Annotated in this window: 26 protein-coding genes; 18 read left to right on the top strand and 8 right to left on the bottom strand. The window is 42.1% G+C overall.

Annotated elements, in window-relative coordinates; translation table 11 throughout:
* Positions 1–184: 184 nt before the first annotated feature.
* Both PBF_RS14550 and PBF_RS14545 read left to right on the top strand, forming a co-directional pair.
* Positions 185–1,039, top strand: coding sequence for a GRP family sugar transporter (locus PBF_RS14550; RefSeq protein ID WP_081757284.1), 855 nt, complete (start codon positions 185–187; stop codon positions 1,037–1,039).
* Between the two features lie 12 nt (positions 1,040–1,051).
* Positions 1,052–1,837 (top strand): glucose-1-dehydrogenase, encoded by a 786-nt coding sequence (locus PBF_RS14545; protein WP_035330588.1) that lies wholly within the window; start codon positions 1,052–1,054, stop codon positions 1,835–1,837.
* 324 nt (positions 1,838–2,161) lie between these two features.
* Here the strand turns inward: PBF_RS14545 and PBF_RS27040 are convergent, their stop codons facing one another.
* Entirely contained in the window at positions 2,162–2,287 is a 126-nt protein-coding gene (locus PBF_RS27040; RefSeq protein ID WP_268745120.1) for a hypothetical protein, read from the bottom strand.
* 183 nt (positions 2,288–2,470) lie between these two features.
* Between PBF_RS27040 and PBF_RS14540 the strand changes: the two genes are divergently transcribed.
* The 3 genes from PBF_RS14540 (at position 2,471) to PBF_RS14530 (ending at position 6,752) form a co-directional block, all read left to right on the top strand.
* Positions 2,471–3,586: an IS110 family transposase gene (locus PBF_RS14540; protein WP_035330586.1), complete on the top strand. Its 1,116-nt coding sequence runs from the start codon at positions 2,471–2,473 to the stop codon at positions 3,584–3,586.
* Positions 3,587–4,254: 668 nt separating this feature from the next.
* Positions 4,255–5,904, top strand: coding sequence for a catalase (locus tag PBF_RS14535; RefSeq protein ID WP_035330584.1), 1,650 nt, complete (start codon positions 4,255–4,257; stop codon positions 5,902–5,904).
* A gap of 143 nt (positions 5,905–6,047) precedes the next feature.
* Positions 6,048–6,752 (top strand): gamma-glutamyl-gamma-aminobutyrate hydrolase family protein, encoded by a 705-nt coding sequence (locus PBF_RS14530; protein ID WP_035330582.1) that lies wholly within the window; start codon positions 6,048–6,050, stop codon positions 6,750–6,752.
* Between the two features lie 48 nt (positions 6,753–6,800).
* Here PBF_RS14530 and PBF_RS14525 read toward each other — a convergent pair whose 3' ends face one another.
* Positions 6,801–7,694, bottom strand: a complete 894-nt coding sequence (locus tag PBF_RS14525; RefSeq protein WP_035330579.1) for a LysR family transcriptional regulator — start codon at positions 7,692–7,694, stop codon at positions 6,801–6,803.
* A gap of 139 nt (positions 7,695–7,833) precedes the next feature.
* Between PBF_RS14525 and PBF_RS14520 the strand changes: the two genes are divergently transcribed.
* The 6 genes from PBF_RS14520 (at position 7,834) to PBF_RS26800 (ending at position 13,014) form a co-directional block, all read left to right on the top strand.
* The gene (locus PBF_RS14520) at positions 7,834–9,039 is read left to right on the top strand and encodes an NAD(P)-dependent malic enzyme (RefSeq protein ID WP_035330576.1); all 1,206 of its coding nucleotides are present in this window, start codon (positions 7,834–7,836) and stop codon (positions 9,037–9,039) included.
* A gap of 137 nt (positions 9,040–9,176) precedes the next feature.
* Positions 9,177–9,473, top strand: a complete 297-nt coding sequence (locus tag PBF_RS14515; protein ID WP_035330573.1) for a hypothetical protein — start codon at positions 9,177–9,179, stop codon at positions 9,471–9,473.
* A gap of 175 nt (positions 9,474–9,648) precedes the next feature.
* The gene (locus PBF_RS14510; RefSeq protein ID WP_035330570.1) at positions 9,649–10,602 is read left to right on the top strand and encodes an ABC transporter ATP-binding protein; all 954 of its coding nucleotides are present in this window, start codon (positions 9,649–9,651) and stop codon (positions 10,600–10,602) included.
* Positions 10,599–12,116: an osmoprotectant update ABC transporter permease/substrate-binding subunit OpuFB gene (gene opuFB / locus PBF_RS14505; protein WP_035330565.1), complete on the top strand. Its 1,518-nt coding sequence runs from the start codon at positions 10,599–10,601 to the stop codon at positions 12,114–12,116. Before PBF_RS14510 ends, opuFB begins: the two co-directional genes overlap by 4 nt.
* Before the next feature lie 123 nt (positions 12,117–12,239).
* Positions 12,240–12,587, top strand: coding sequence for a hypothetical protein (locus PBF_RS14500; protein ID WP_035330564.1), 348 nt, complete (start codon positions 12,240–12,242; stop codon positions 12,585–12,587).
* A gap of 274 nt (positions 12,588–12,861) precedes the next feature.
* Positions 12,862–13,014: an L-serine ammonia-lyase, iron-sulfur-dependent, subunit alpha gene (locus PBF_RS26800; protein WP_235192258.1), complete on the top strand. Its 153-nt coding sequence runs from the start codon at positions 12,862–12,864 to the stop codon at positions 13,012–13,014.
* A gap of 231 nt (positions 13,015–13,245) precedes the next feature.
* Here the strand turns inward: PBF_RS26800 and PBF_RS14495 are convergent, their stop codons facing one another.
* Positions 13,246–13,941, bottom strand: coding sequence for a response regulator transcription factor (locus tag PBF_RS14495; protein WP_035330562.1), 696 nt, complete (start codon positions 13,939–13,941; stop codon positions 13,246–13,248).
* A gap of 176 nt (positions 13,942–14,117) precedes the next feature.
* On the opposite strand from PBF_RS14495, the gene PBF_RS14490 reads away from it, so the two are divergent.
* Together PBF_RS14490 and PBF_RS14485 are read left to right on the top strand one after the other, a co-directional pair.
* Positions 14,118–15,761, top strand: coding sequence for a flavin-containing monooxygenase (locus tag PBF_RS14490; protein WP_035330559.1), 1,644 nt, complete (start codon positions 14,118–14,120; stop codon positions 15,759–15,761).
* Positions 15,762–15,828: 67 nt separating this feature from the next.
* On the top strand, positions 15,829–16,776 hold the full coding sequence (locus PBF_RS14485; RefSeq protein WP_035330554.1) for an alpha/beta hydrolase: 948 nt from the start codon (positions 15,829–15,831) through the stop codon (positions 16,774–16,776).
* 266 nt (positions 16,777–17,042) lie between these two features.
* Here the strand turns inward: PBF_RS14485 and PBF_RS14480 are convergent, their stop codons facing one another.
* Together PBF_RS14480 and PBF_RS14475 are read right to left on the bottom strand one after the other, a co-directional pair.
* Positions 17,043–17,978, bottom strand: a complete 936-nt coding sequence (locus tag PBF_RS14480) for an acetamidase/formamidase family protein (protein ID WP_035330553.1) — start codon at positions 17,976–17,978, stop codon at positions 17,043–17,045.
* Between the two features lie 48 nt (positions 17,979–18,026).
* Positions 18,027–18,962, bottom strand: coding sequence for a DMT family transporter (locus PBF_RS14475; RefSeq protein ID WP_343299439.1), 936 nt, complete (start codon positions 18,960–18,962; stop codon positions 18,027–18,029).
* A gap of 118 nt (positions 18,963–19,080) precedes the next feature.
* Here PBF_RS14475 and PBF_RS26795 point away from each other — a divergent pair, with 118 nt between their 5' ends.
* A complete protein-coding gene (locus tag PBF_RS26795) occupies positions 19,081–19,314 on the top strand; it encodes a hypothetical protein (protein WP_035330551.1) in 234 nt (77 codons plus the stop codon).
* A 192-nt stretch (positions 19,315–19,506) separates the two neighbouring features.
* Here PBF_RS26795 and PBF_RS26160 read toward each other — a convergent pair whose 3' ends face one another.
* A complete protein-coding gene (locus PBF_RS26160) occupies positions 19,507–19,659 on the bottom strand; it encodes a hypothetical protein (protein WP_160169261.1) in 153 nt (50 codons plus the stop codon).
* 282 nt (positions 19,660–19,941) lie between these two features.
* Here PBF_RS26160 and yyaC point away from each other — a divergent pair, with 282 nt between their 5' ends.
* Positions 19,942–20,562, top strand: coding sequence for a spore protease YyaC (yyaC, locus tag PBF_RS14460; protein ID WP_035330549.1), 621 nt, complete (start codon positions 19,942–19,944; stop codon positions 20,560–20,562).
* A gap of 109 nt (positions 20,563–20,671) precedes the next feature.
* Positions 20,672–21,346: a GntR family transcriptional regulator gene (locus PBF_RS14455; protein WP_035330548.1), complete on the top strand. Its 675-nt coding sequence runs from the start codon at positions 20,672–20,674 to the stop codon at positions 21,344–21,346.
* A gap of 30 nt (positions 21,347–21,376) precedes the next feature.
* Here PBF_RS14455 and PBF_RS14450 read toward each other — a convergent pair whose 3' ends face one another.
* The gene (locus PBF_RS14450; RefSeq protein ID WP_035330547.1) at positions 21,377–22,183 is read right to left on the bottom strand and encodes an aspartate dehydrogenase; all 807 of its coding nucleotides are present in this window, start codon (positions 22,181–22,183) and stop codon (positions 21,377–21,379) included.
* A gap of 554 nt (positions 22,184–22,737) precedes the next feature.
* Here PBF_RS14450 and PBF_RS14445 point away from each other — a divergent pair.
* Complete coding sequence (locus PBF_RS14445; RefSeq protein WP_035330546.1) at positions 22,738–24,183, top strand: hypothetical protein; 1,446 nt, start codon at positions 22,738–22,740, stop codon at positions 24,181–24,183.
* A gap of 92 nt (positions 24,184–24,275) precedes the next feature.
* Positions 24,276–24,956, top strand: a complete 681-nt coding sequence (locus PBF_RS14440) for an NAD(P)-binding domain-containing protein (protein WP_035330545.1) — start codon at positions 24,276–24,278, stop codon at positions 24,954–24,956.
* Positions 24,957–24,975: 19 nt separating this feature from the next.
* Here the strand turns inward: PBF_RS14440 and PBF_RS14435 are convergent, their stop codons facing one another.
* On the bottom strand, positions 24,976–26,358 hold the full coding sequence (locus PBF_RS14435) for a hypothetical protein (RefSeq protein ID WP_035330544.1): 1,383 nt from the start codon (positions 26,356–26,358) through the stop codon (positions 24,976–24,978).
* Between the last annotated feature and the right edge of the window lie 13 nt (positions 26,359–26,371).

The raw sequence follows: 26,371 nt of genomic DNA, 5'->3' as shown, positions 1-26,371 counted from the left end.
TATTATATTGAAATATCTGTTAAACGGCTATTAATATAGATAGATTGCTGTTTATCATGGTTTTATTGGATTGCTTATGTGGAATGATAACAAATAATTAAATACTTTTTTGCTTGTGGAATAAGAGCCCTTATATAACTGCAATCTAAAAATGTACATAAAATCGAAAGATGAGGTACACACCATGACAGGAATTCTATTAGCCCTCATAGCAGCGGTTTCATGGGGCAGCATTGTATTTGTCAGCAACAAGCTTGGCGGGGACGAAGACAGTCAGACGCTAGGTACGACAATAGGAGCCTTATTCTTTGCCATCGCTGTCTATCTTTTTAAGAGCCCGGACCTTTCCAATATAGTTTGGGCAGTCGGCTTTATATCTGGTTTGTTCTGGTCGATTGGGCAGAAAAATCAGTTTGGGGCAGTCCACTATTTGGGGGTTGCTAAGACAGCTCCGATGTCCACAGGACTGCAGCTTATAGGAACGACATTTTTTGGAGTATTTATCTTTAAAGAATGGGAAACAACAATGAGCGTTATCATCGGAGTAACTTCTCTGGTCTGCATTATTGTTGGTGCTGTTCTTACTTCTTTGAAACAGGGAAATGACAAGGAACAGGGAAAAAGTCTCAAGAAAGGCCTTCTTGTACTCCTTTTATCGACAGCAGGCTTTGTCGGGTATGTGGTACTAATTCGCTGGTTTGAAATTGACGGCTGGTCTGCCATCCTGCCTCAGGCGATTGGAATGGTAACAGGAGCATTCCTCATAACCCTCCGCCGCAGGCCATATAACAAATATGCAATCCGTAATATCATTACGGGGCTGATTTGGAGCACCGGGAATCTGGGATTGCTGCTTTCCCTTCCGAAGATCGGTGTGGCCACCAGCTTTTCGCTTTCTCAGACCGGAATAGTAATTTCGACCATTGGAGGGCTTTTCTTTTTAAATGAGCGGAAAAGCAGAAAACAGGTGTTTATGGTTCTCCTTGGCTGTTTGTTTATTATTGCTGGGGGAGTATTGCTGGGCTTTACGAAAAAATAGGGGAGTGATCTTATGTATCCAAGTCTTGAAGGGAAAGTTGTCGTTATTACCGGCGCAGCGTCCGGGTTGGGGAAGTCAATGGCAGAACGGTTCGGTGCTGAAAAAGCGAAGGTAGTCATTAATTATTTTACTGAGGAACAGGAAGTAAAGGGAATTATAGAAACGATTGAGAAGGCTGGCGGCAGTGCCTCTGCCATCCAGGGGGATGTTACAAAGGAAGAGGATGTTAAAAGAATGATCGCCCATGCCATTAAAACGTTCGGATCTCTCGATGTCATGATTAATAATGCGGGGATCGAAAATGAAGTCCCTTCAGAAGAACTCACCCTGGATGATTGGAACAAAGTTATTTCTACAAATCTGACGGGACAATTTATCGGCTGCCGTGAAGCGATTGACTACATGCTGGAAAACAAAATAAAAGGCTCAATCATTAATATGTCATCTGTTCATCAGGAAATTCCCTGGCCACATTTTGTTCATTATGCAGCAAGCAAAGGTGGAGTCAAATTGATGACCGAGACACTTGCGCTTGAATTTGCCCCGTACGGTATCCGGGTGAACTGCATTGCCCCTGGTGCTATTGATACACCTATTAATGCGGAAAAATTCGCAGACCCTGAATTGAAAACAGGAGTCATTGAGCTGATCCCCATGGGCTATATCGGCAAGCCGGAAGAAATAGCAGCATGTGCAGTATGGCTGGCATCCACTGAAGCAAGCTACGTCACCGGAATGACCTTGTATGCTGATGGAGGCATGACACAATATCCGGGATTTCAGGCTGGCAAAGGATGAATGGAAAGCTATTCTGATTGTCAGAGGGGCTTTTTTTAGGCAGTTAACAGAGCTTTTAATGCCCATCGTAAAAGATAAACATAAAAAATCCGGCCGCTTAAAAAGGGCCGGACCTGAAGGGGTAAAGAAAAAGGGCTTTATAATGTTTCGGTACATTTATATTGTAATGCGTAAATGTTAACAAACTATGACCGGGATGCGGACAAATTATTAAATATACCATGTTAGATTTTGTGTAGGGAACAGAAAAGTTACATACAGTGACAATTCCTGCTATGCAGGGGGTACTAAAAAGGCAGGATTGATTCCCTGCCTTACTGTCACTTATTTTCTTTTCTGAGCTTCCATTTTGTTCGCTTCAAGTTCAGCAGCATACTCTTCGTAAGTTTTACCCTGCTTTTGGCTCTCAGATTGAATTTTTTTGAATTTGTTATCATTAAGATTCGGCATGTCTACACCTCCCCTGGACAAGAATATTTTTTACAAAGGCATGAACATTATTCTGACGAGATTAATTAAGTTATCATGAACGAAACTAGCTCCTTACTCGTAACACCGTAGGTTAATTTGGTTACACTGTTTACTGGAAAAGCAAACCAAATCAGAGCTACATTACGGAAGGAGCTAGTTATTATGAAGGATACCATAAAATATGTAGGTTTAGACGTTTCAAAAGAAAAAATTGCCGTTGCCATTGCAGATGAGGGTCGAGATGAGCCAAGGTATTGGGGAATGATTCCTAACACTCCGGAATCCATTAGAAAATTAGTAAAAAAGCTTGGAGAAAAAGAGAATCTTCGAGTGTGCTATGAAGCTGGTCCAACTGGCTATGGTTTATATCGTGTTTTTCTTAGCTTAGGAATTGAATGTGAAGTGATCGCCCCATCTTTAATCCCTAAGAAACCAGGTGAACGCATTAAAACTGACCGTAGAGATTCGATTAAACTAGCAAAATTATTCCGTGCAGGTGAATTAACGTCTATTTATGTGCCAACAGAGGATGACGAAGCACTTAGGGATTTAGTCCGGGCTCGTGAAGATGCCAAAGAGGATGAATTAAGAGCAAAACATCGATTATCTAAATTTCTTTTAAGAAATGATATTCACCCACCTTTTAAAGGGAAAAAATGGACTCGTAGATATCGAGAATGGTTAAATACTCTAAAGTTTGAACGTTCCACTTCTAAAGCAGTTTTTCAAGAGTATCTTCACCATCTGCATGAAGTTGAGCAACGGGTAAAACGATTAGAAGAAGAGATTAAATTACAATCAATAGAAGGATACCATGCACCAATGATTCAAGCACTCCAATCATTAAGGGGAATAGCTACTATAACAGCTACCAGCCTTGTGGCTGAGATTGGATCATTTAAGAGATTTGATTCTCCCAAAAAATTAATGTCTTACGTTGGGTTAATTCCAAGCGAAAGCTCAAGTGGTGAAATCAGAAGGCAAGGTAATATTACAAAAACAGGAAACCGTCATGTTCGTCGTTTGCTTGTAGAAGCAGCCTGGAGCTATCGATTTCCGCCTGCCATAAAGGGAGATTTAAAGAAAAGACTAGAAGGACAGTTGCCTAATGTTCAAATGATCTCATGGAAAGCTCAAAACCGCCTTCATAAAAAGTATTTTCGTTTACTATCACGTGGAAAGTCATTTGGGAAGGCACTAACAGCCGTTGCAAGAGAATTAGCAGGATTTATCTGGGCAGTAACTCAAGAAATTGAAAATAACACTATTGCAAAGTAAAAATTACGAATAAAACGAGTTCAATTTTCTTTAAAAGTCGGAGCATAGGGCTCGGAGGCAAAGGTAAAAACCGGAAAGGAGAAACCACGAAATGTACTTGTGCTATGCCTAAATAGGCTAACGCACGTTTTAAGTTAGTGGAAGCTCCTTTATACGGAAAGATAAAATGTGAAAACCCACGAATATCAGAGTGCTAACCGCAGTTGAGATTTTTGCCTTCGTGCCGTGTGCTTAACTTTTTATATCAAAATGAAAGGAGAAATTTATTCATTCTCAGCTTTAAAAAGTATCTCAATCTCCAAATTACCTGTCAAGGAAATCACTTGACAGCCAATTTGGAGATTGAGGAGGAGTCAGTAAGCTGAGAAGGAGATTCCTTAGCCTTGAAAAAGACTGAACCCCAACTAATAAGCAAAGAAGCCGAAAAACGCTTCTCTTCTTAGAGTTACCCATAAACTGAAACCAAAATCAATTTGTGTAGGGAGCATTGACAGTTTCGTTCATATCAGTACATTTACTCAATAAGGTTTTATTTCCATTTACATGGGTATGATAACCAAGCAATCTATTTTGGAAGAAGATCCAATAATTAACAATCAAAGTAAATTCAGGTATGAATTTTTAATTCGGAGGAAAAATATGGTCATTCGTTTTTAGGAGGTTAGATTGTGGCAAATAACAAAGATATGAATACAGAAAATGAGCAGAATGTTAGTCGTGAGACACTGACAACTCGGCAGGGGCATCCTGTTACGGATAACCAAAACATTCGCACGATAGGCAATCGGGGACCTGCTACTTTGGAAAATTATCATTTCATTGAGAAGATCTCCCATTTTGACAGGGAAGAGGTTCCAGAGCGTGTGGTGCACGCAAGAGGAGCAGGCGCATTCGGTTACTTTGAAACATACGGAAAAGTGGGCAATGAGCCGGTTGAGAAGTATACACGTGCCAAGGTCTTCTCTGGTGCAGGGAAGAGGACGCCATTAATGGTCCGCTTTTCAACTGTGGCAGGTGCGAAGGATTCTCCTGAAACAGCACGTGATCCAAGAGGTTTTGCCGTAAAAATGTATACTGAGGACGGAAACTGGGATTTGGTCGGTAATAACCTTAAAATATTCTTTATCCGTGATGCGATGAAATTTCCTGACATGATTCACGCATTCAAGCCTGATCCTGTTTCAAACGTTCCAAATCCCGAGCGGATGTTTGATTTTGTTTCCAGGACACCAGAGGCCACACATATGATTACTTTCCTGTTTTCACCTTGGGGAATACCCGCTACATACCGTCACATGCAGGGATCCGGTGTCAATACCTATAAATGGGTGAATGAAAAAGGGGAAGCTGTACTGGTGAAATATCATTGGGAACCAAAGCAGGGTATCCGCAACCTGACACTGGAAGAGGCAAGCGAGATTCAGGCTAAAAATGTCGGACATGCTACACAGGATTTATTTGAGGCGATTAAACGGGGAGATTATCCGGAATGGGAGCTTTTTGTACAGATCATGGAGGATGATTACCATCCAGAATTGGATTTTGATCCCCTTGATGATACCAAGCTTTGGCCGGAGGATCAGTTTCCTTGGCTTCCTGTTGGCCGCATGGTGCTTGATCGCAATCCAGTGGATTACCATGCAGAAATTGAACAGGCGGCTTTTGGAACGGGAGTACTTGTTGATGGAATGGATTTTTCCGATGATAAGATGCTTCAAGGCCGGACTTTCTCATATTCCGATACACAGCGTTATCGCGTTGGAGCGAACTATCTGAAATTGCCGGTTAACGCTCCGAAAGCGCCTGTACGTACGAATCAGCAGCGCGGCCAAATGGATATTCGTGACCCGAAAGAGGCAGGAGATAATCCGCATATCAACTACGAGCCTTCAATGAAGGGCGGCTTTAAGGAAGCACCAGAAGAAGGGCGCACACCGCACCGGCCAACTTATAATGCGGCAGCCATGAGCGCACCGATCGATCGGCCAAATAATTACGGCCAGGCCGGCCATACTTACAGGAGTTTTGATGACTGGGAGCGAGATGAACTGATCAAAAACCTGTCTGAAGCTTTAGCGGTATGCGACAAATGGATTCAGGATGCTATGTTTGAGCATTTCACACAAGCTGATGAAGACTATGGCCGCCGTGTCAAGGAAGAAACCGGGAAAGTCTTGAAAGAGATCCAGGCGATGAGCGGGGAAGAACAAATTCCAGGCCGTGACGCTGGTAGATCTAAATATGGCCAGGGTTCAATCGATGAAAACCAGGCATCAAAAGAAGCGGTTGAGAAAAGCCATGAAACGGATCCGTATTAATAGCAAACATGGACTGTCCAAAAGTCAGCAATACTGACTGCAGGGCAGTTCTTTTTTTATTTTGCTTCTTTTTTTTATGGCAGATAGGACTTCTTCCCGGTTCTATAGAATAATCTTCTAAACTATATAACCAGAGGTGCCGAATGAAACCAATTATTGGAGTTACATCAAATTTAGATGATCATACTCTTTCCGTTTCAATGGATAATATCCATTCATTATTAAACGCAGGGGCCGTTCCAGTTGTTGTGCCTAATTTGCTGGATGATGAGAAAGTCGAAAAATTAGCTGAAACGCTTGACGGGCTGCTGCTTACTGGCGGGGGGGACATCGACCCAACACTATTTGGTGAAGAACCCCATCAAAAGCTGGGCAGTATTTGTCCGGAAAGAGATGTATTCGAAATCAGAATGATTCAAAAAGTGCTTGCTCGAAATAAACCAATCTTAGCCATATGCAGGGGCTGCCAAGTCCTCAGTATTGCTCTTGGGGGTGATATGTATCAGGACATCTTTTCCCAAATGGGCGTACCTTTGCTGCAGCATGGCCAAAAAGCCCCCCGCTGGCATGCGACTCACTTTGTGAAGGTAAAAAGAGATTCTCTCCTCCACAAAATTACTGGAATGCAAAGCTTTAAAGTTAACAGCTATCATCATCAGGCTGTCCGCAAAATGCCTGAAAACTTTGAGGTATGTGCAGAGGCGAGTGATGGGGTTATTGAGGCTTTTGAGAGTACAAGGCATCACTTTGCATTAGGAGTACAGTGGCACCCTGAATGCATGACACAAAAGAATGATGACCCTTCAAAAGCTATATTTGATGCATTTGTTAAGGCTTGCTCACAATAACTCCAGAAGTAAAAAGCCGTCGCAATTCTCAAATTTGCGACGGCCGTTTCACTGCCCTTCCTCCAGATAAATCTCCGCACCGGCGATAAACTCCCGGACCGCAAAGGATAAGTACTTTTCCTTTTTCCAAATCATCCCTAGCTCTAAATTTACAGCAGATTCAGAGATTGGCAGAACCACTAGGTCATTGCAGTTTATATTTTGACAGATTTTGCTTGGCAGCATGGTGATTCCCAGTTTTCCTTCAACCATTCCCAGCAGGAAGTCCTTTTGCGAGCTTTCACACACAATATTAGGCTGAAATCCGCTGTTTAAACATTCCTCAATAATCAGATCATAGAGGGTGAAATCTTTTCTGTAGAGGATGAAAGGCTCTTTGGCTAATTCTGAAAAATGCACTTCCTTTTTGGAAGCAAGCCTATGTTCCCGGTGGATAATGAGCATTAAGGGATCCCTTAGGACATTGATTATTTCAAAGCCGCTTCCATCGGCCGGGACCGTGCAAATCAGGCCAATATCCAATGTGCCATCTTCTACCCCTTTCTTTATTTTCTTCGTGCCGACCTCTGTTAATTTAATTTCGATCAATGGGAACTTTTCTTTATATTGGCTGATTAGCTTCGAAAAGAAGGCTGCGCCGACTATGGGAGGTATGCCTATTTTGATTTCACCGCCCTTCAGCTCCATTAGATCTGTTAACTCCAATGTAAGGTTCTGAAATGCGTCCAGCACTTTTTTCGCATTGATTAACACCGCTTTTCCAGCATCCGTTAATTCAAGCTGCTTCGATGACCTGTAAAATAGCGGCACTCCCAGTTCGCCTTCGAGATTTTTGATGGCTTTGCTGATAGAAGGCTGGGTGACATGCAGGGTGTGGGATGCTTTTGTGAAGCTTAAGTGCTGTGCTACTTCAGCAAAATATTCTAAATGCCGGATATCCAATTATTTCACTCCTTTCATATAACCAAAAGGCATAAGGATTATAGATTATATGTATTTCATTTATGAATGCCACTCATTATATAATAATCTACAACAAATACTGAAAATTAACAATATTCAATATAGGGAGATGGATAGAATGGATTTGCAGAAGGAATCTTTACTGCTTCATGAGAAGTTTCAAGGGAAGTTAACGGTCGATGTAAAAATGCCGCTGAACAGCATGAAAGATTTAAGCTTAGCCTATTCCCCAGGAGTGGCTGAGCCGTGCCGAAGAATCCATGACCAGCCTGAGAAAGTCTATGATTATACAATAAAAGGAAACTTAATCGCCGTGGTTTCTGATGGCACATCTGTGCTGGGACTTGGCGATATTGGCCCTGAAGCCTCCATGCCTGTTATGGAAGGGAAGGCTGCATTATTTAAAGCTTTTGCAGGGATTGATGCCGTTCCAATTTGCCTTGATACGAAGGACCCTGAAGCAATCATTAAAACAGTCAGGCTGCTGCAGCCTTCCTTTGGAGGCATTAACCTGGAGGATATCGCGGCACCAAATTGCTTTTATATTGAAGAACGGCTGAAGCAGGAAATGAATATCCCCGTTTTTCATGATGACCAGCATGGAACAGCGATCGTAACAGCAGCAGGGTTAATCAATGCACTGAAGCTTGCCGGCAAAAAAATGGATGAAATAAAAATCGTAATCAATGGGGCGGGTGCGGCAGGAATTGCGATTATCAAGCTGCTCCTTAATATGGGAGCAAAAAATATCATTATGTGTGATACAAAGGGAGCGATTTATGAAGGAAGGCAGGAGCGAATGAACCCTGTCAAAGAGTCTGTTGCGAAAATCACCAATCCAGGAAAACGTAAAGGACCGCTTGAGGATGTTATCATTGGGGCCGATGTGTTTATCGGGGTTTCCTCTGCCGGTGCCTTAACAAAGGAAATGGTCGAGACGATGAGTCCGGATTCCATTATTTTTGCCATGGCTAATCCAGTTCCTGAAATCATGCCGGAAGAGGCGAAAGCGGCTGGAGCTAAAGTCGTTGGAACAGGAAGATCCGACTTGCCGAATCAGGTGAATAATGTCCTCGCATTCCCTGGAATTTTCCGCGGGGCCCTGGACGTCAGGGCTTCTGAAATTAATGAAGAAATGAAAATGGCTGCAGTCGAAGCTATTGCCGGATTAATCGATGCTACAGACCTGACACCTGATTATGTAATTCCAGGGCCGCTCGACAGCCGGGTTGTCCCTGCAGTAAGGGATGCCGTAATAAAAGCAGCCCAGGAAACAGGTGCAGCCCGAATCGAAATTATACTGAACCAAATAATAAGCCAATAGAATGAAATTAGCATGCGAAGGCATGTTCAAGTGAAATACATCATAGTATCCAAAATATAAAGCTGCTGGTTTTGCCAATGGGATTGAATTGATCACTTTCGTCATGTTGAATTTATTTAAAAGGGAGACTGATACCGATGAAAGTATACGAAGTAATTGAAACGCAGGAAATGTTCCGTGGTGAAATCATTGAAAACTATTACGTTATTTATGAGCAAACAGAAAACAAAGTCTTTGAAAATCGAAACAATCATCTGTTTCAGCAGGAAAGATTTTTAGAAGAGACCGTAAATATTTTTAAAGGAAACCCGCATTCCACCTTAAAGAAAGTAAAAACCTATCCCATTCGCCATCTTGCATTTGGGGATATCCGCGAAGCAATCAGAAAAGACTTTCCGACCCTTTTTAAGAACCTGAAAAGAACTCCCGCTTAATAACAGGCAGCCTCCAATGCGGAGGCTGTTTTTTTCTTTGGATTGTCAAAATGGAAATGTTTCCTGTCTATCTGTATGATAGTATAACAGCAAAAAAGAAAACGCAGGCAGGACCGTTTTTCGGATATTTGTTAAGGGAATAATTCAGATGTAAACATATTAGAGGGGTGGAGCAATGATTCAGTTTGACAATGTGTCGAAACAGTATAGGGATGGTACCAAAGCTGTAAATTCAATCAATTTACATATAAAAGAAGGCGAGTTCTTCGTGATAATTGGTCCGAGCGGTTCCGGGAAAACCACCGTTCTGAAGATGATTAATAGGCTGATTCCTTTGACATCCGGAACGATTTTCATCAATGGTAAACGGATCAGTGACTATGACATTCATGAGCTCCGCTGGGATATTGGCTATGTCCTTCAGCAGATTGCCCTGTTTCCTCATATGACTATCGGGGAAAATATCGCGATCGTACCCGAGCTAAAGAACTGGGATCAAGGGAAAATCAAAGAACGGATTGATGAGTTATTGCAAATGGTCGGATTGGAGCCTGACATCTACCGAAGCCGAAAGCCGCATGAACTCTCTGGGGGACAGCAGCAAAGAGTGGGTGTAACAAGAGCGCTGGCAGCCAATCCGCCCATCATCCTTATGGACGAGCCTTTTAGTGCACTGGATCCAATAAGCAGGGAAAAGCTTCAGGATGACCTAATCCATCTTCAGAAAAAAATAAAGAAAACAATCGTCTTTGTCACACATGATATGAAGGAAGCTTTAAAGCTCGGCGACCGCATTTGTGTCATGAAGGACGGGGAAATCGTTCAAATTGGCACACCAGAAGAGCTGCTTTCTACTCCGGAGAACGAATTTGTCCGTCAGTTTGTGGGGGAAGAGCAGGGACCATACATGGAGGGATTCAGCCTTCATGAAATCCTCCTGCCGATTTCAGAATCTGAACAGAACGGGTCAGTCATTTCCGCCTCGGCTTCATTGGAAGAAACGCTTAGCTTATTGGCCACTCATGAAGAACTTGCTGTGGAAGATGGCGGAACCATCATTGGAATGATCAACAGGCAGGCCGTCATTCGTAAGCTGGCTCGCAGCAAACAGGAAGAGGTGAGGTCATGAACACCTTGAGCTCTGTTTTTAATGAAAGGAAAGGGCAATTATTAAGCGTACTTATTGAGCATATACAGATTTCGCTTATCGCTTTGTTTTTTGCAGTACTGATTGCGATTCCGCTTGGTATTTATCTGACTAACAAACAAAAAATCGCAGAAGGGATCATTGGCGTGACGGCCGTATTGCAGACTGTTCCTTCATTAGCTTTGCTTGGTCTTTTGATTCCTTTGTTCGGAATAGGCAAAGTGCCTGCTATTATCGCGTTAGTCGTGTATGCCCTTTTGCCCATTCTGAGAAATACATATACAGGCATAAAGGAAGTGGATGATTCAATTATCGAAGCGGCAAGGGCAATGGGGATGAACAGGCGCAAAAGGCTCATGAAGGTAGAGCTTCCTCTTGCGATGCCGGTCATTATGGCCGGAATAAGGACAGCTATGGTACTAATCGTAGGAACGGCTACTCTTGCAGCTTTAATTGGAGCGGGAGGCTTGGGAGAACTGATTCTCCTTGGAATCGATCGAAATAATACAGCACTGATCGTTCTTGGGGCCATACCTGCAGCCATATTAGCAATCCTTTTTGATATGCTGCTGCGACGATTCGAGCATATGTCTTTTAAACGGTCGCTCACAGCGCTGGGAGTCTTTATTGGCGCAATGATACTGGTAATGGCGATCCCGCTGCTGACAAATAAATCAGAAGAGAATATTGTCATTGGCGGGAAGCTTGGTTCAGAACCGGAAATCCTGATCAATATGTACAAATTGCTTATTGAAAATGAAACGGGCCTAAATGTCGAGTTAAAACCAGGGTTAGGAAAAACATCATTCGTCTTTAATGCTCTGAAGTCTGGCAGTATCGATGTGTATCCTGAGTTTACCGGTACAGCCATTGCTGAATTTCTAAAAGAGACAGCGGTAAGCACTGATCGCAGAGAGGTATATGAGCAGGCGAGAAAAGGGATGAAGGAACAATTTGGCATGGAGCTGTTAGAGCCGATGGCTTACAATAATACGTATGCTTTGGCAGTGCCTGAGAAACTGGCTGAAGAATATGAACTGCAATCAATTTCAGATCTAAAATCAGTCGAGCAAAATATAAAAGCCGGCTTCACCCTTGAATTCTCAGATCGGGAAGATGGCTATCGGGGTATTCAGGAACTGTATGGCCTGGACTTTCCAACTGTTTTAACCATGGAGCCCAAACTGCGCTATGGTGCAATTGAAAAAGGAGAAATCAACTTAGTGGACGCTTATTCTACAGATAGTGAAATTGCCAGATACAACCTCACTGTACTGGAGGACGACAAAAATCTGTTTCCGCCATATCAGGGTGCCCCATTTCTAAGAGCTGAAACAGTCGAAGAACACCCCGAATTGGTCAAAGTCTTAAACAAACTGAGCGGTAAAATCAGTGACGATGAAATGCGTGAAATGAATTATAAAGTCAATGTTGAAGGGGCAAGTGCTGAAGAAACAGCCCTGGAATATTTGGAGAAGGAGGGACTTCTGAAGTAGAAGTAGTCCTCGAAAACCGTCTGGAGGGAATCCGGGCGGTATTTTGCATGATATGATGTTTTAAACCATGCCCAAATATCATACACATTTCTTAATTGCACTTGTGTTTAAGGAGTTGATGATATGCAAAATGAGATGGAAAAAGCTAACCTGCTCGCTGGAAATATTAAGAATTTTATTGCGTTTATTAATAAAAATCTCGAAAAAAATATCTTCTATATGGATACAGGCAAATTAAGACAAATCCAACTTATTGCTGAAGACTTTAAGTTTCATATCCTCGCAGATGAGCTGATCAGAATCAACCGTTTCGTCTGGGATCCAAAGTACACGAATTATTTGGTGGACCAGTTTGTAAAAGGACTAACCATTATTGATGAATTTGTACAAAGAAACTATAACAGCCTGTATATGTTAACGGGGAGATTATATACATTGAAGAATCTAAGTTCATTATTCAGCAAAGATTAAACAGACAGAGCTGTTCTGGTTTACTGAATCCGAAGAGTTTCATGGTGAAGGAAATATTGCCTCTCTTAATTTATCGCTATTTGAATTAAAATGGTTACAGTTTATTCTTTTACTTTAAACAATTAGCGCTGTGGAAGGGGACCCTGCAGGAAAGCTGGAAATGTTAGAGGGAGTGGCCGGAAGATGAGCTGTTAGCTCTGATCATCTGATAACCATTCATATAAAATCCAAATTTGGCCGGCTCACGGCTTAATGCGGTGAAACTGCTGCAGATATGGGCGCAAGTGCAGCCATCGTATATTTGCTTAATGGACAGCTTCAGCAAATCAAAGCAGTTATTCAAAACACAATCGGGAATGTTTCCGGAATGATCTGTTTCGGAGCAAAAGGCGGCTGTGCCATGAAAGTGTCTACCTGTCCAATGTAGCTGTGCAGTCTGCCCTTCTTGCACTCAACGATCAGGAAATCAAATCAACCGATGGATTTATTCAAGATGATGTTGAAAAAAGCATCGAGATTTTCTGTAAACTAGGAAATGAAGGCACCCGTCATATGGATGAACTTATTTTGAAATTGATGATAGAGAAATAAACAGCCCAAAGAGGCCCCTCTCTTTAAGAAAAGGGCCTTTTTGGTGCGGTAAATGAACATGTGCGAATTACGAAATCATCCCTCGTCGAAACATCTCCGCAATTGCCTGTGTCCGGTTTTGTGCTCCCAGTTTCCTGATAGCTGTTTTAATATACTGGTTGATGGTAACTTCACTGATAAACATGGAATCAGCCATTTCCTTTATGCTTTCCCCCCAGGAAATCCTCTTCATGACCTCCATTTCTCTTTTGCTTAATAGCCGGGCATCTTCTTTTCCTTCCGTTTTTTCAAGGGTTTTTCCTATGTGCTGACCAAATTGAGTATAAGAAGAAAGCTGCTGATCAGAAATTTTTCCATGATCATCAAATTCGTTTGTGCAAATATAGCCGATGGGAACAGCGCCAAAGCAGATGGGGATAGCGAGGAATGAGTTGACATTGGAAGTTGTAATGTATTTGATGTTTATTTGCTTTAGGTATTCGATCCCCGAACAATATTTTGCTTTTCTTTCATAGAGGGCGGAGTAAATAAGCGGCAATGAACGAATATCATCCCTGATATCTCTGATATGTATTAATCCGTGGCACGTAATAGCGATGATTCCTTCACCAATAAAACCTAAGGGTGAATATCTGAATAAATAGGCGTTTTTAACAGGAAAAATGTTCATGTAGACCTCTAAAATTTTATACAGTTTTTCCTCATGACTCTCGACATCTTCTAAATTCTGGATATTACTCAAAATGGTAGACTCTATTGCCATATTAACACCTTCCTTATAGGGGTATTATATATAGAAAATTATGAATATTCAATATAAACGTATGATAGTAAGCTAAAGATAGAGTAAAAATATAAGTCCTGGAGAGGAGGCACTTCTTTAAAAGAAAAAAATGTAATCGCTTTCAATTAAATTAATATCATGAGGAGGAAGAAAGTATGTCATTTCAAAAATCGAACTCTCTCAAGGATTTTGATGCTGTAGTCGTAGGGGCTGGTTTTTCTGGATTGTATATGCTGCATCGTTTGCGGGAGGCCGGTTTTTCAACCCGGGTATATGAAGCAGGAGAAAATGTCGGCGGGACATGGTATTGGAATCGGTATCCCGGCGCAAGATGCGATGTTGAAAGCATTTACTATAATTACACTTTTTCTGAGGAACTACTGAAAGAGTGGAGCTGGTCGGCAAAATACGCCGAACAGCCTGAAATACTTAGCTATATAAATTATGTAGCAGATAAGTTTGATCTGCGGCGTGATGTTAAATTCAATACAAGGGTCCAATCTGCGCAATTTGATGAAAAGAAAAACAGGTGGGACGTCCAATTAAATAATGGTGAAAAGGTTTCTGCCCAATATTTTATTACAGCTGTAGGGTGCTTGTCAGCGTCCAATGTGCCTAAATTTAAAGGGCTGGAAAATTTTATGGGCGAATGGCATCATACCGGGCACTGGCCGCATGAAGGTGTGGATTTCACAGGGAAGCGGGTTGGCATCATTGGTACAGGGTCCAGCGGTATCCAGGCGATTCCGGTCATTGCAAAAGAAGCTGGGCACCTGACCGTATTCCAGCGGACTCCGCAGTACAGCAGCCCGGCCAGGAATACGGCGAATGATCCTGAACACCTGAAAAATATACGGGAAAATTACGGGGACATCAGAGCAAAAATGCGTCATTCCATTACCGGCATACCGGAGGAACCAAGAAATATTTCGGTGTTTGATGAAACTCCTGAAGAAAGGCAAAAAGCTTTCGAGGAAGCCTGGAAAGAAGGAGGACTGCTTAAACTATCTTACGCATATAATGACTTGTCCATATCTCCGGAAGCTAATGCAATCGTAGCAGAGTTCATTCGCTCTAAAATCCGCGAAACTGTTAAAAATCCTGAAGTGGCGGAAAAACTGCTTCCGAGGTTCTATTATGGAACTAAACGCACCATTATAGATACAGATTATTTTGAGACCTATAACCGGGATAATGTATCGCTGGTGGATGTAAAAGAGGCACCGATTCTGGAAATTACAGAAACAGGCGTTAAGACCGCGGATAATGAATATGAACTTGACATGATCGTGTTTGCCACAGGATTTGATGCGATGACCGGACCGCTGTTTAAGATGGATATCCGTGGTAAAAACGGTGTCTCCCTGAAAGAGAAATGGGCAGGCGGCTCACAAACCAGAACCTATCTGGGCCTTGGCACAGCGGGCTTTCCGAATATGTTCATGCTGACTGGACCTGAGAGTCCGTCCGTATTGAGCAATATGATGGTTTCAATTGAGCAGCATGTGGAATGGGTATTTGATTGCATCAGCTATATGCGCGAACAAAACCAGGCTGTCATTGAAGTAAAAGAAGAGGCGGAAAGTACATGGAGCAAGCACTGCCGTGAAATAGCCGATCAGACTTTATTTACCAAAACAGACTCATGGTACATGGGTGCAAATATCGAAGGAAAAGCCCGCGGCTTTCAAATCTATCTTGGCGGTGTTGGTACCTACAGAAGGATTTGTGATGAAGTCGCCGAAAAAGGCTATGAAGGCTTTATCCTGACAGCCTCTGAAAAAAGTGCTGTGAATTAAGTGGGTATTGATAGGGCATGCATTACTCCTGCCCTGACTATAAATATATTAATAGGGGGAAATAATTATGGCATTAGATCCGCAGGCAAAATTTTTATTGGAACAGATGGAAGCAGCAGGAGCTCCGCCGATGAGTCAGCTATCACCGGAGGAAGCCCGCCTTACCACAGATTTCAGCGCTCTGGCTGGAGAACCGGAGGAAGTAGGGAAGGTTGAAAATAGAAAAATAGCGGGACCGGGAGGAGAAATACCTGTCCGAATTTATACTCCTAAAGGAGAAGGAGCTTTTCCTGCGCTCGTATACTATCACGGCGGCGGCTGGGTAATCGGTGACCTGGAGACAGTAGATGTTCCTTGCAGACTATTAACGAATTTGGCGAATTGCGTGGTCGTTTCGGTAGATTACAGACTTGCGCCAGAGCATAAATTTCCAGCTGCTGCAGATGATTCGTACGCTGCAGCCAAGTGGGTAGCTGAAAATGCAGCATCCATTGGTGTGGATCCAAACCGCATTGCCGTTGGCGGCGACAGTGCCGGCGGAAACCTTGCGGCTGTTGTGGCTCTCATGGCAAGAGAAAAGCGCGAAATCTCACTTGCTTATCAGATGCTGATCTACCCGGTAACCAACCATTCCTATGCAACAGAATCCTATACTGAAAACGCAGACGGCTACCTGTTAACGAAAGACAGCATGGAATGGTTCTGGAATCATTATTTGCGGAGTGAAGAGGATGGAAAAAATCCATATGCCTCTCCGCTACAGGCAAAAGACCTGAGCGGACTGCCCCCTGCATTGGTGTTAACGGGAGAATTTGACCCGCTGCGCGATGAGGGTGAAGCCTATGCTGAGCGTTTAAAAGAAGCCGGCGTCCCGGTTGAAGCCAAACGATATGACGGCATGATCCATGGGTTCTTCTGGATGCCTGGTGTACTGGAGCAGGGAAGAAAATCAATTGAGCATGCGGCAGATGCTTTAAAGCGTGTGTTCCAAGGCAGTGTCGCTTCGAAATTATAGATATGCAGATTAGACACTTCTGATTGTGGGAGTGTCCTTTTTTGTGTATTACGGAAGAAATATCGGGAATCAGCCGGTCTCTGCGAAAAACACTAAAGCTTACCGCTAAAACTTCCTTCACTATCTGACTGATTTAGATGGATATATCCATACCTTTCACAGGGAAACTCAAGTCCCGAAATAAGGCGAGCAATCGAACTCGATCATGAGTAGATAAGAAAAGCTTGTTCACCGCAATTCGGTGTAACAAGCCTTTTGAATTCAATCTATCTGATTGCCCCATGCGGAAGGACAGCATGGACTCCTTTTACCCCGTTGACTATCTGTGTAACTCTTAGATCGACAACGGCGCTTGATAAAGCTAATGCTTCCGCTTTTTCTACTTTATGCAATTCCTGGATCAATTCTACTATTCCATTCAAAGCTTCCGCTGCTGCCAAATTCAAATCTTCATTGAACCCGAATGTAATCCATCCGGCTGGTGTTTGAGCCCTAGGCATCGAAAGCGTGTAATCATCTCTTACAGTTAAAGTTATATCTACCAGATCCATAGGACATTCAATAGCCGTTCCTGATACTTCTCCATCTCCCTGGGCTGCATGGCCATCACCAATTGAGAAAAGGGCACCGTCCACAGAAATCGGCAAAAATAAAGTGCTTCCTCTTCCAAGTTCCTTGCAATCTATGTTCCCGCCGCAATAACGGGGTGGTGGGGTGGAATGCACACCTTGTTCTGCAGGTGCAACTCCCATCAATCCAATGAATGGATTAAGCGCCACATGAAATGGACGCCCTCCAATTTGGCAGGTGCCCGTCATATTTGCCGGAGACAGTTCCCAATCAAGCTGAATGCGTTCTGTTCCTGTTAATCCCAGTTGGTCATTTTGCCAGCTTTTATTGCCTCCTGCCCAGTTTCGGCCATACCAGCCAGGAACAAGATCATTGATTTTTACTTCCAAAACCATCCCTGGCTCTGCTCCATGAATCTTAATGGGGCCCACCATTGGATGACCTGGCTTTTCCTCATTCTCTTTGGAATTAAAAATGGTTCTTTCTCTATCCTTTGAGCTTGAGTACCCCCATTGGATATCAGGCGTTTGCAGGCGAATAGAATCACCGGAATGAATGGTTAGAATAGGGTTATATTCATTGCTGAAAGAACCGTGGAGATTTTCGTCTTTTATAGTAAGTGTATGAATCATATATTATTTCTCCTTGCAGGATTATGAGATTTAAGATCTTATAAATTACTAGGCAGTCTTATTTTTCATGCTTTGTTTATTCATCTTTCTTTGGAACATTTTCACATTTGTTCCTATATATACTCCAGTAAGAACAAAAGCTGCGCCTATTCCGTGCGCAATGGTGAACGTTTCACCCAGAAAGACCGTAGCCATGATAACGGCAGATACAGGCATCACATTAATAAAAATGGAGGCCTTTGCCGCACCGACCTCTTTAATCCCGTTATAGTACATCACAAATGAAACCACGGTAACAAAGATACTCATATGAGCGATAGCAGCCCAAGTCGTAAAGCTTGCTTGCTGAAGATCTATCCACGTTGTTTCCGCAGAAGCAAATGGCAAAAGAAATAAGGTCCCATAGGCAACTGCATATGTGGTTGATTCCACTGAGCTGTATTTTTTCAATACCACTTTCCCCACAACACTATAAATGGCCCAGCTGATCACAGCACCAAGCAATACGAAATCAATTGGTTCAAAGCCGTATTGGAAAAGAGTGAGCAAATGGCCATCTGTAATAATAAACACTACACCTGTCAAAGCAACGGCCATTCCAATGATATGATTTTTCGTAATTTTTTCTTTAAGGAATAGTCCAGATAAAAGGACAATAAGAACCGGGTTTGATGCAATAAATAATGAGCTTTTAATCACAGGTGCGTGTTTCGTGGCCAGAAAGAAACAAATATTATACAACGCAATTCCTGTCAGGCCGAGGACTGCAAACAGTCCATGATCTTTTAAATTTGGTCGTTTCCGGTCTTTTTCCATAATCCACATAAGCGGAAAAAGCAGGATGGCAGCTCCCAAAAACCGCAAAAAAGCAACGGTTGCAGGTTCGAAACTTTGAACAGCAAACTTGCCGGCAATAAATGCGCTGCCCCATGTTGCAGTAGCTAAAGTCAGCATTCCATAAATAAGCCATAATCTCTTTTTCAAACGAACTCGCCTTCATTTCTGTAAAATTTTATAAATAGTATTATAACATCTTTTTCGAAAGTCGAAATAGTTATTTTTTTATTACATGAATTTCATGTCCAATTATAGGATAAAAGGAATGAAAGGATACGGCTACACGCATATTGACCGTTACCAAATTGTTGATAGTGAGAATCAGGTTGGCTATGACATTGACATTAAAGGCGGAGTTGTATCGGCCATGATGATGGGACTGAACTATAACGGCTTGAATCCTGAAAATCACAGCCATCCGGCCATATTTTTTGAAACAAAAGGCAATTCAAGCGAAAGCAGTCTGGGGCAGAAATCAAACGGTTATCTAACCAAATAAAACTATTTAGCTTTAAAATCCTTAGTATATGCGCTATATGACAGGAGAGATAAATGAAGTGGATCCTGCGAAATGGAATGAGATCCCGGCTTATCCTTTAGCAGGCTATTGGACAGATTATAATGGGATTGTCCCTGGGGAATTTTCATGCTTTTAAAAAAATGAAGAAGCTGGTCATGGTGCCAGCTTCTTTTATCTTTTATTCTTTTTGCTGGTGCTCTCACCAACCATCCCCCTTACATCTTCAGCCACTTTGTCAAAAACCTGATTAACCCGATCCATCAATATATCCTGGGAAGCTCCATTTTGATTATCAATTCCTTCATTTATATTATCCTTTTTCATTTTAATCTCACCTCCATAAAAATTATGTTTTGTTTAAGGATCTAAAATATTCTTCAAAGGAGATTTATTAAGGTGATGAACTTCAGCTTGGTTTTCGGGTATGATTAAAGAAATATATATATTGTCCGCGGATATGTCATCTAAAGTCCGGGTAATACATAATATACCCGCTAAAAATTTACAATTGCTTCTTTCATTATATAAACTAAGAATGATTATCATTTTAATTTATATTGATTAAGATTCGGAATATAAAACTATTAATGGAAAGGAGGGACCAAAATGTGGCCATTTTCATCCAGCAAACCGAAGGATAATGTCATCGATGCAGCAAGTTACATTTCCATTAAAGAAACAACGGAAGAAGCGGAAATTGAAAAAATGGTATTGAAGCTGGAACAGATCTTTTATAGCACATCCAGGGAAATCGTTATCTTGTGCATCGGGTCGGACCGGTCAACAGGAGACTCTCTTGGACCCTTGACAGGAAAGATCCTTAAAGAAAAAAACATTCCGTATCCGGTATATGGGACTCTAAAGGATCCTGTTCACGCATTAAATATCAAACAGGTTCTTAAAGAAATCAAGGATACGCACCATGATCCGTTTATATTTGGCATAGACGCCTGCCTCGGGGACGAACGGCAAATCGGCTATATTTTAATAAGAGAAGGATCGTTTATTCCGGGGAATGCAGTGAATCGGGTACTGCCGAGTGTGGGTGATTATCATTTGAAGGCGATTGTAAATACACTTGATCCATTAACACCTGTACATTCCTTAAATAGCACGAGATTATATATGGTTTTAAAACTGGCTGAAATCATAGCGGAAATTATTTCAAGTGTAGCAGCTAATGATCGGACTTCCAGAGGAGAGATTGAAAAAATGAATGTGCCTTAAACATCATATAAGTAGAACTCCTTGGTAAATCAGCCAAAAAATTGCTGTTACCCCGACAGGTAAGTTATAATGGGCAGTAAGGATACTAAAGAGAGAAAGAGGGAAAGGGATGGTTAATAACTGGACGGAGGATAATCTGATCTCGATTCGAGAGAGGGTTTATCTGCATATTAAGGATCTTATTTTGGACGGGGAATTTAAAGCGGGAGACCGGCTGGTTGAACGGGAACTTGCTGAGCGGTTAAATATCAGCAGGACGCCAATTCGTGAAGCGCTGTTCCGCCTGGAATCACAAGGGTTTGTAAAGACAGTTCCAAGAAAAGGTGTAATTGTTGCCGATATTTCTGAGAAGGAAATTATCGAGGTGTTTACCATTTTATCATCACTTGAAGTACTGGCAGCAAAATTGGCCGTCCAAAAGCTGGATGATGAAATGGAAAGCAAGTTCACAAGCAGCATAAAAAAGGTCGAGGACTACCTGAACAATCCTGAAGAGGATGCTTCTGAGTTACATAGGGAACTCAATCATCTCCTATATAGCTCGGCCCAAAATGTAAAGCTTTATGAGATGCTGAGCGGATTATCAGATTACATTCGCGCATTTGCCAAAATCGGGCATAAAAATCCTGGCAGGGCAAAGCAGTCCATGGAGGAGCATCTAAAAATCATGGAAGCTATCGTCAATAAAGAAATGGAAATGGCTGAATATCTGACCAAAATACATATTGAGAATTCAAAAAAAGCATATATTGAAGCGGTGCAGCAGAGTGAAAATAAAAATTAAGAAAGAGCAGAAGCCCTTTCTTAATTTTTATTACACTCCAATCACGAATGGTGAAGTTAAATTTTTTAAAACCTTGGCCACACTCATGGCGACAATTGGACTTGATTTTGGATTTTCCTCATAAGGAACATTCGAAACGGATATCTCCACTTCGCCAAAATAACCCTTAGCCTTGATGGTATGTGTGTTTGTTTGGATAGTCGGATCGGCATACACCTTCACCTTTGTATTTTCAAATCCAATCCCTGCAAGGCTAAGGGCTGCTGAAACATTCACGCTCTGCGGAAATAGCCGGGATGACTCCCGGGCATTCCCTTCATAAATACAAAATGGTTCAGTCAGCATATGTAAATCCACTTTTTCTTCCGCGATCGTACCTTTCCAGCTGCGGGGATGCTTTCTTGTAATTAAGGTAATATCTTCAATCTCACCCAATGCTCCTGCTGCAATCCGGTCCAGGCCGGCTATAGCTGCAGAGGGGATAAAGATCTGCCGGTTATGCTGTATGGCCACAGTCTTCAGTTTTTCATAAAAACGGGTGTCTCCTAATACTCCCACGGAAAGCACTACAAGATGGCTTCCGCTTGCAAGCACTTTTTGCCCATAAAGATGTAAAGCCTCATGACCCGCTGCCTCTATGATAATATCTAAATCTCCATTAAAAAAATCGCCTTCATCTGACGTAAGGTCAAATGTTTGTTTGTTAACATGATCTGCACTTTTATTACTTCTAATCAGCACAGACTTTAACTCCACGTTGCCAGCATGGCCGGATTCTATTAATTCCGCTATGGTTTTCCCTAACGTTCCATAACCGATAATTCCAGCTTTAAGCATAATGATCACTCCTTCTTAGGTTCACCGCTAAAAAACCGTTCGTTAATTGGTATACGACATACTGTGTGCATGATTTTAACCTAGATTTTAACTTAAAACCCGTAAGAGAGCAATATATTTTATAGAAAATATTAAAACATCTAAATTTTCAAAATTATTTGCATAATAGTTAATTTTAGTGTTATTATAGTATACAAGTTAAAAATAGTGAAAAGAGGAGGTGGATATAGTCCTCTTGTTCTGGACGATGGAAGCATTTGAAAGTGATCTGCACATCTAAAGAGCATTAGAGATTGATATAGTATGAAAAAAAGAAGTGCATCAGCAGAGAACTAAGTCATCCATGATTAGCGCTTTTTTGTTTTTTGGTCAACTTGGTATACAATCTACCAAATGCTGTATTCTCTTTGGGAAAAGTTACAAGTCCTTCTGGTGAAGCGAAATGTCGGGGTATTACATAGTCAGCCATAGATAAACAGAATGCCTCCTGCAATCTGTCTTTTGAAATCTTTTATAGAGAGTTATTTTCGATAACGAAAAACGGAGGGGAATATATGGAGTTAACATTTGCTCATTGGGTCTATGCAATTGTTACTGTGTCTGTCATCGCCACGATGCTTTTCAGAAGAGGCGTTGTCTTGCCGGTAATCATCGGAACTTTCTTTGTGGCAGTCATTTATAAAGGCAGTCTGATTGCTGGCTTTCAGGCTGTATTTAACGCTAATCTCCTCGCAGCAAAAGAACTATTCAGCATATTCTTAATCATTTCTCTTATGATCGCGCTTCTTAATTCATTGAAGGATTTGGGCGCTGATAAGAGGCTTATTGGTCCGATTGAGAAGGTTATGGTGAATGGGCATATTTCTTATTTAGTCTTAATGGTAACAACCTATGTGATTTCTCTCTTTTTCTGGCCAACACCTGCTGTCCCGCTCATCTGTGCATTGCTTGTACCTGCAGCAGTCAGAGCTGGGCTGCCTGTAATGACGGCTGCCATGGTTATTGTCATTGCCGGTCAGGGTATGGCGCTTTCCTCTGACTATATCATGCAGGTAGCACCGATGCTTAGTGCCAAAGCAGCTGGAATTGATAAGGCCATGGTTGCGGATAAGACACTGGTTCTTTCCGTCATTACAGGTGTACTTGCATTGACCTATGTTTATGTGGCAAATAGAAACTCAATCGTGAAAAATGGGAACCACGACTCCAATTTAAACCCTGAAGATGCTGCTTTTTTTGGTGTAGCGAATGAGCTTGCTGCTACGGCTGAAGAAAGTGCTGAAATTATTCAGAGAAAAAATACATGGGGCAAGGTTTTTGCTGTATTAGTGCCTTTATCGATGCTGGGTGTTATGATTTATATGTTCTCAACAAAATTAACAGGCGGGTCAGGCTTTGAAGGAACAGATGGAGCTGCTTTTATTGGCGGTGTTGCGACTCTTTTATTGGTGCTCGCTACAGTGGCATTTAATCGCATCCATGCTTTAGATAAGATAAGCGAGCATTTAACGGAAGGCTTCGTGTTTGCCTTCAGGGCGATGGCTCCGGTTATTCCAATAGCAGGATTCTTCTTTATGGGAAGCTCAGACTTTACCGGCACCATATTATCATTAGATGAAAGCGCTACCAAACCTGCTTTCTTATTTGATATGATACAGGCAGGCCAGGCTTATATTCCTGAAAATGCGTTTATTGCAGGATTTGGTCTCTTAATTGTCGGTCTGATCACCGGCTTAGATGGCTCCGGTTTTTCCGGGCTGCCGTTAACAGGTGCCTTATCAGGTGCATTAGCAAGTGGAAGCCATATTGATCCTTCCACATTAGCAGCCATCGGACAAATGGGTGCCATCTGGGGTGGAGGAACGATTGTTGCCTGGTCTTCACTTGTTGCAGTAGCAGGATTCCTGCAGATTTCACCGCTGGAGCTGGCCAGGAAAAACTTTATTCCAGTCGTCGCCAGTTTATTTATCGCAACCTTAATTGCCATAATAATCTGGTAAAACAGTATGCTTGAAATAAAGAAGGCTATCCTGCAAAGTTAGAATAAACTAACTAAGGGGATAGTCTTTTTTATAAGGAGAGGAGCGAGGATTTGAAAATTGGCTTAGCAGGTATAGGAAAATTAGGTGCAGCTTTGATGACTCACTGGTATAAATCAAACCTTTCAATAGGCATTTTTCATCCCGACAGGTCAAAGGCAGAACAATTTGCTGAAAAGTTCCCTAACGCACATCCTTTAACTGATAACGAGATGAGACAAATGGATATTATTCTGCTCGCTTTGCCGGCTGGAAAGGTGATTTCATTTATGGACAGCATAATTCAAGAGAATTCTTCTATTGCCTTCATTAATATGGCGACTGCACTTCCAACGAAAAAGATTAAAGAAAGGTTCCCTTTCTGTAAGGTGTTTGGATTGAAATACATGGGGCATTCGAGAGATCTAATGGAGAATGGAAAGGGTTTATTTATTACTGAGGATCATCTTCCTGCTCAAATTCAGGACTTATTTAGACCAATGGGAGAAATCATAAGAGACAGTGAAGAGAGAGTAGCAGAAGTAAATAAACTGGCAACCTATTTTGCTGTAACAACGGCTGTTGAAATTGAGAATGAAATGACAGGCAAAGGGTATCACCCAGCTTATATCAAAAGAGCCCTTGCTTCCCTTGCACCGGAAGTCATTCGGGCTTACAGCGAAGGAACTTTGGGGCATTTTGCTAAAGAAATTGTGAAGGAAATACAGGAATCGAATAAAAAAGCTGCTGATTAATTTTCAGCAGCTTTTCCTATTAGAGCAAGCTTTCCAGCATAAACAAATAGAACATTACGCAGGCAACATAAACTGCCGCAAAAGGAAGATTCCAGCTGGAGACTTTATAGGAATCGACTTTGATAATGTTAGACATGAGACCAAGAGTGGCATTATAGGGCCCTACTAAGAAGGCGGAAACTGCGCCGGAAAGCATTGCGACTGTCAGGATATGAGGAGAAATTCCGATGGCTTCCGGATTTACTCCTTCAATCATCAATGCAAGGGAAACAGCTGGATGGAGGCCCAGAAAGGCCAGCCCTAAAGGAATCAACGGCAGAAGGATCAGGAAAACCCCGACTCCGGCTACACTTATAAAAGCTGCAATCCAGTCAAAAAGGATTGCATTTGTCTTCGAAATATTAATCGCTGATATAAAAAAGCCTGTTGATAAAAAGATAAAAAATTGATCCTTCATGCTCATCGCAAAGGAATTGAAATGGTCAGACAGCTGATGGCCAAATTCTTTTCCTCTACGTAATAAAAGGGACCAGCTGAAAGCAAATGGAATGACGATCAGCGAAACAAGAATTAAGAATGGCAATGAAACTTGAGTCTCTGCAAAGGACACGAGGACATTAAATATAGCGATTGCCACAAGGATCTGAAAAACTCTGCGCGGGCGCCCGTCATTAGCCGCTTCTAGAGCAGCAGCTGTTTCATGCACAGATTCTCCACCAGAATGCGGAAGTTTCATTGGCTGGGACTGACGGGATCCAATAAACCAATCCATTGCTAATCCTAATATGCTCAGCGGAATGACATAAGGGAGGATGGATCCCCAGCTGACCCCCGTCATCGTTATCACAATCCCCACTATAGGCGTTACAGGAGCCCAGATTAAAGGCATTGCAAACCCTCTGGAAATAGCTCTGCTCATGAACCGCTCTTTATTCCTTACCGGAAAGCTCCCCAGAGCCGGCCTGATAGAATAATAAGTCATGGGCAGGGTGGCAAGATTCATGAAAATGCTGAAGAAGTAAGAGATTCCAGAAGTCATCATATACAAATGACCAGATGTTTTTACACGTTTTTGAATGATGGCCTGGATGCCTTCCCCGTATCGTCCCAGTTTAACAGGAATCCCCAGAATGGGTATTAAAGTAAACATGGTAAGCAAATCAAGCATTGGTCCAAAAGCAAAAATATACTGCTGCCACTCAGAGCTGCTCGTCCAGAGCAGGACTGCACCAAAAGTTAGGAAAACGCCCCCGAGAATCTGAACAAATTTCTTCGTCAGCCGGAATGTTAAAACGACGATGATAAAACACATAATAGAAAGTAGGGAATCAATATTCCACTGCGGAAGCAAGGTGGACAGCAAATATAAAGCAATCACCGTCAAAAATAAGACTCTTAGCATATCAGACACCCTC

The organism is Cytobacillus firmus DS1 (genome assembly GCF_000565285.1).
Lineage (GTDB): Bacteria > Bacillota > Bacilli > Bacillales > Cytobacillaceae > Cytobacillus > Cytobacillus firmus_A.
The sequence above is the reverse complement of the archived record's forward strand: the minus strand, read 5'-3'. Positions and strand labels throughout refer to the sequence as shown.

Excerpts from the sequence above, each read along its gene's own strand:
- PBF_RS14550 (WP_081757284.1), top strand. The coding sequence starts at position 185 with ATGACAGGAATTCTATTAGCCCTCATAGCAGCGGTTTCATGGGGCAGC.
- PBF_RS14545 (WP_035330588.1), top strand. The coding sequence starts at position 1,052 with ATGTATCCAAGTCTTGAAGGGAAAGTTGTCGTTATTACCGGCGCAGCG.
- PBF_RS27040 (WP_268745120.1), bottom strand. The coding sequence starts at position 2,287 with ATGCCGAATCTTAATGATAACAAATTCAAAAAAATTCAATCTGAGAGC.
- PBF_RS14540 (WP_035330586.1), top strand. The coding sequence starts at position 2,471 with ATGAAGGATACCATAAAATATGTAGGTTTAGACGTTTCAAAAGAAAAA.
- PBF_RS14530 (WP_035330582.1), top strand. The coding sequence starts at position 6,048 with ATGAAACCAATTATTGGAGTTACATCAAATTTAGATGATCATACTCTT.
- PBF_RS14520 (WP_035330576.1), top strand. The coding sequence starts at position 7,834 with ATGGATTTGCAGAAGGAATCTTTACTGCTTCATGAGAAGTTTCAAGGG.
- PBF_RS14515 (WP_035330573.1), top strand. The coding sequence starts at position 9,177 with ATGAAAGTATACGAAGTAATTGAAACGCAGGAAATGTTCCGTGGTGAA.
- PBF_RS14510 (WP_035330570.1), top strand. The coding sequence starts at position 9,649 with ATGATTCAGTTTGACAATGTGTCGAAACAGTATAGGGATGGTACCAAA.
- opuFB (WP_035330565.1), top strand. The coding sequence starts at position 10,599 with ATGAACACCTTGAGCTCTGTTTTTAATGAAAGGAAAGGGCAATTATTA.
- PBF_RS14500 (WP_035330564.1), top strand. The coding sequence starts at position 12,240 with ATGCAAAATGAGATGGAAAAAGCTAACCTGCTCGCTGGAAATATTAAG.
- PBF_RS26800 (WP_235192258.1), top strand. The coding sequence starts at position 12,862 with ATGGGCGCAAGTGCAGCCATCGTATATTTGCTTAATGGACAGCTTCAG.
- PBF_RS14495 (WP_035330562.1), bottom strand. The coding sequence starts at position 13,941 with ATGGCAATAGAGTCTACCATTTTGAGTAATATCCAGAATTTAGAAGAT.
- PBF_RS14490 (WP_035330559.1), top strand. The coding sequence starts at position 14,118 with ATGTCATTTCAAAAATCGAACTCTCTCAAGGATTTTGATGCTGTAGTC.
- PBF_RS14485 (WP_035330554.1), top strand. The coding sequence starts at position 15,829 with ATGGCATTAGATCCGCAGGCAAAATTTTTATTGGAACAGATGGAAGCA.
- PBF_RS14480 (WP_035330553.1), bottom strand. The coding sequence starts at position 17,978 with ATGATTCATACACTTACTATAAAAGACGAAAATCTCCACGGTTCTTTC.
- PBF_RS26795 (WP_035330551.1), top strand. The coding sequence starts at position 19,081 with ATGAAAGGATACGGCTACACGCATATTGACCGTTACCAAATTGTTGAT.
- PBF_RS26160 (WP_160169261.1), bottom strand. The coding sequence starts at position 19,659 with ATGAAAAAGGATAATATAAATGAAGGAATTGATAATCAAAATGGAGCT.
- yyaC (WP_035330549.1), top strand. The coding sequence starts at position 19,942 with ATGTGGCCATTTTCATCCAGCAAACCGAAGGATAATGTCATCGATGCA.
- PBF_RS14455 (WP_035330548.1), top strand. The coding sequence starts at position 20,672 with ATGGTTAATAACTGGACGGAGGATAATCTGATCTCGATTCGAGAGAGG.
- PBF_RS14450 (WP_035330547.1), bottom strand. The coding sequence starts at position 22,183 with ATGCTTAAAGCTGGAATTATCGGTTATGGAACGTTAGGGAAAACCATA.
- PBF_RS14445 (WP_035330546.1), top strand. The coding sequence starts at position 22,738 with ATGGAGTTAACATTTGCTCATTGGGTCTATGCAATTGTTACTGTGTCT.
- PBF_RS14435 (WP_035330544.1), bottom strand. The coding sequence starts at position 26,358 with ATGCTAAGAGTCTTATTTTTGACGGTGATTGCTTTATATTTGCTGTCC.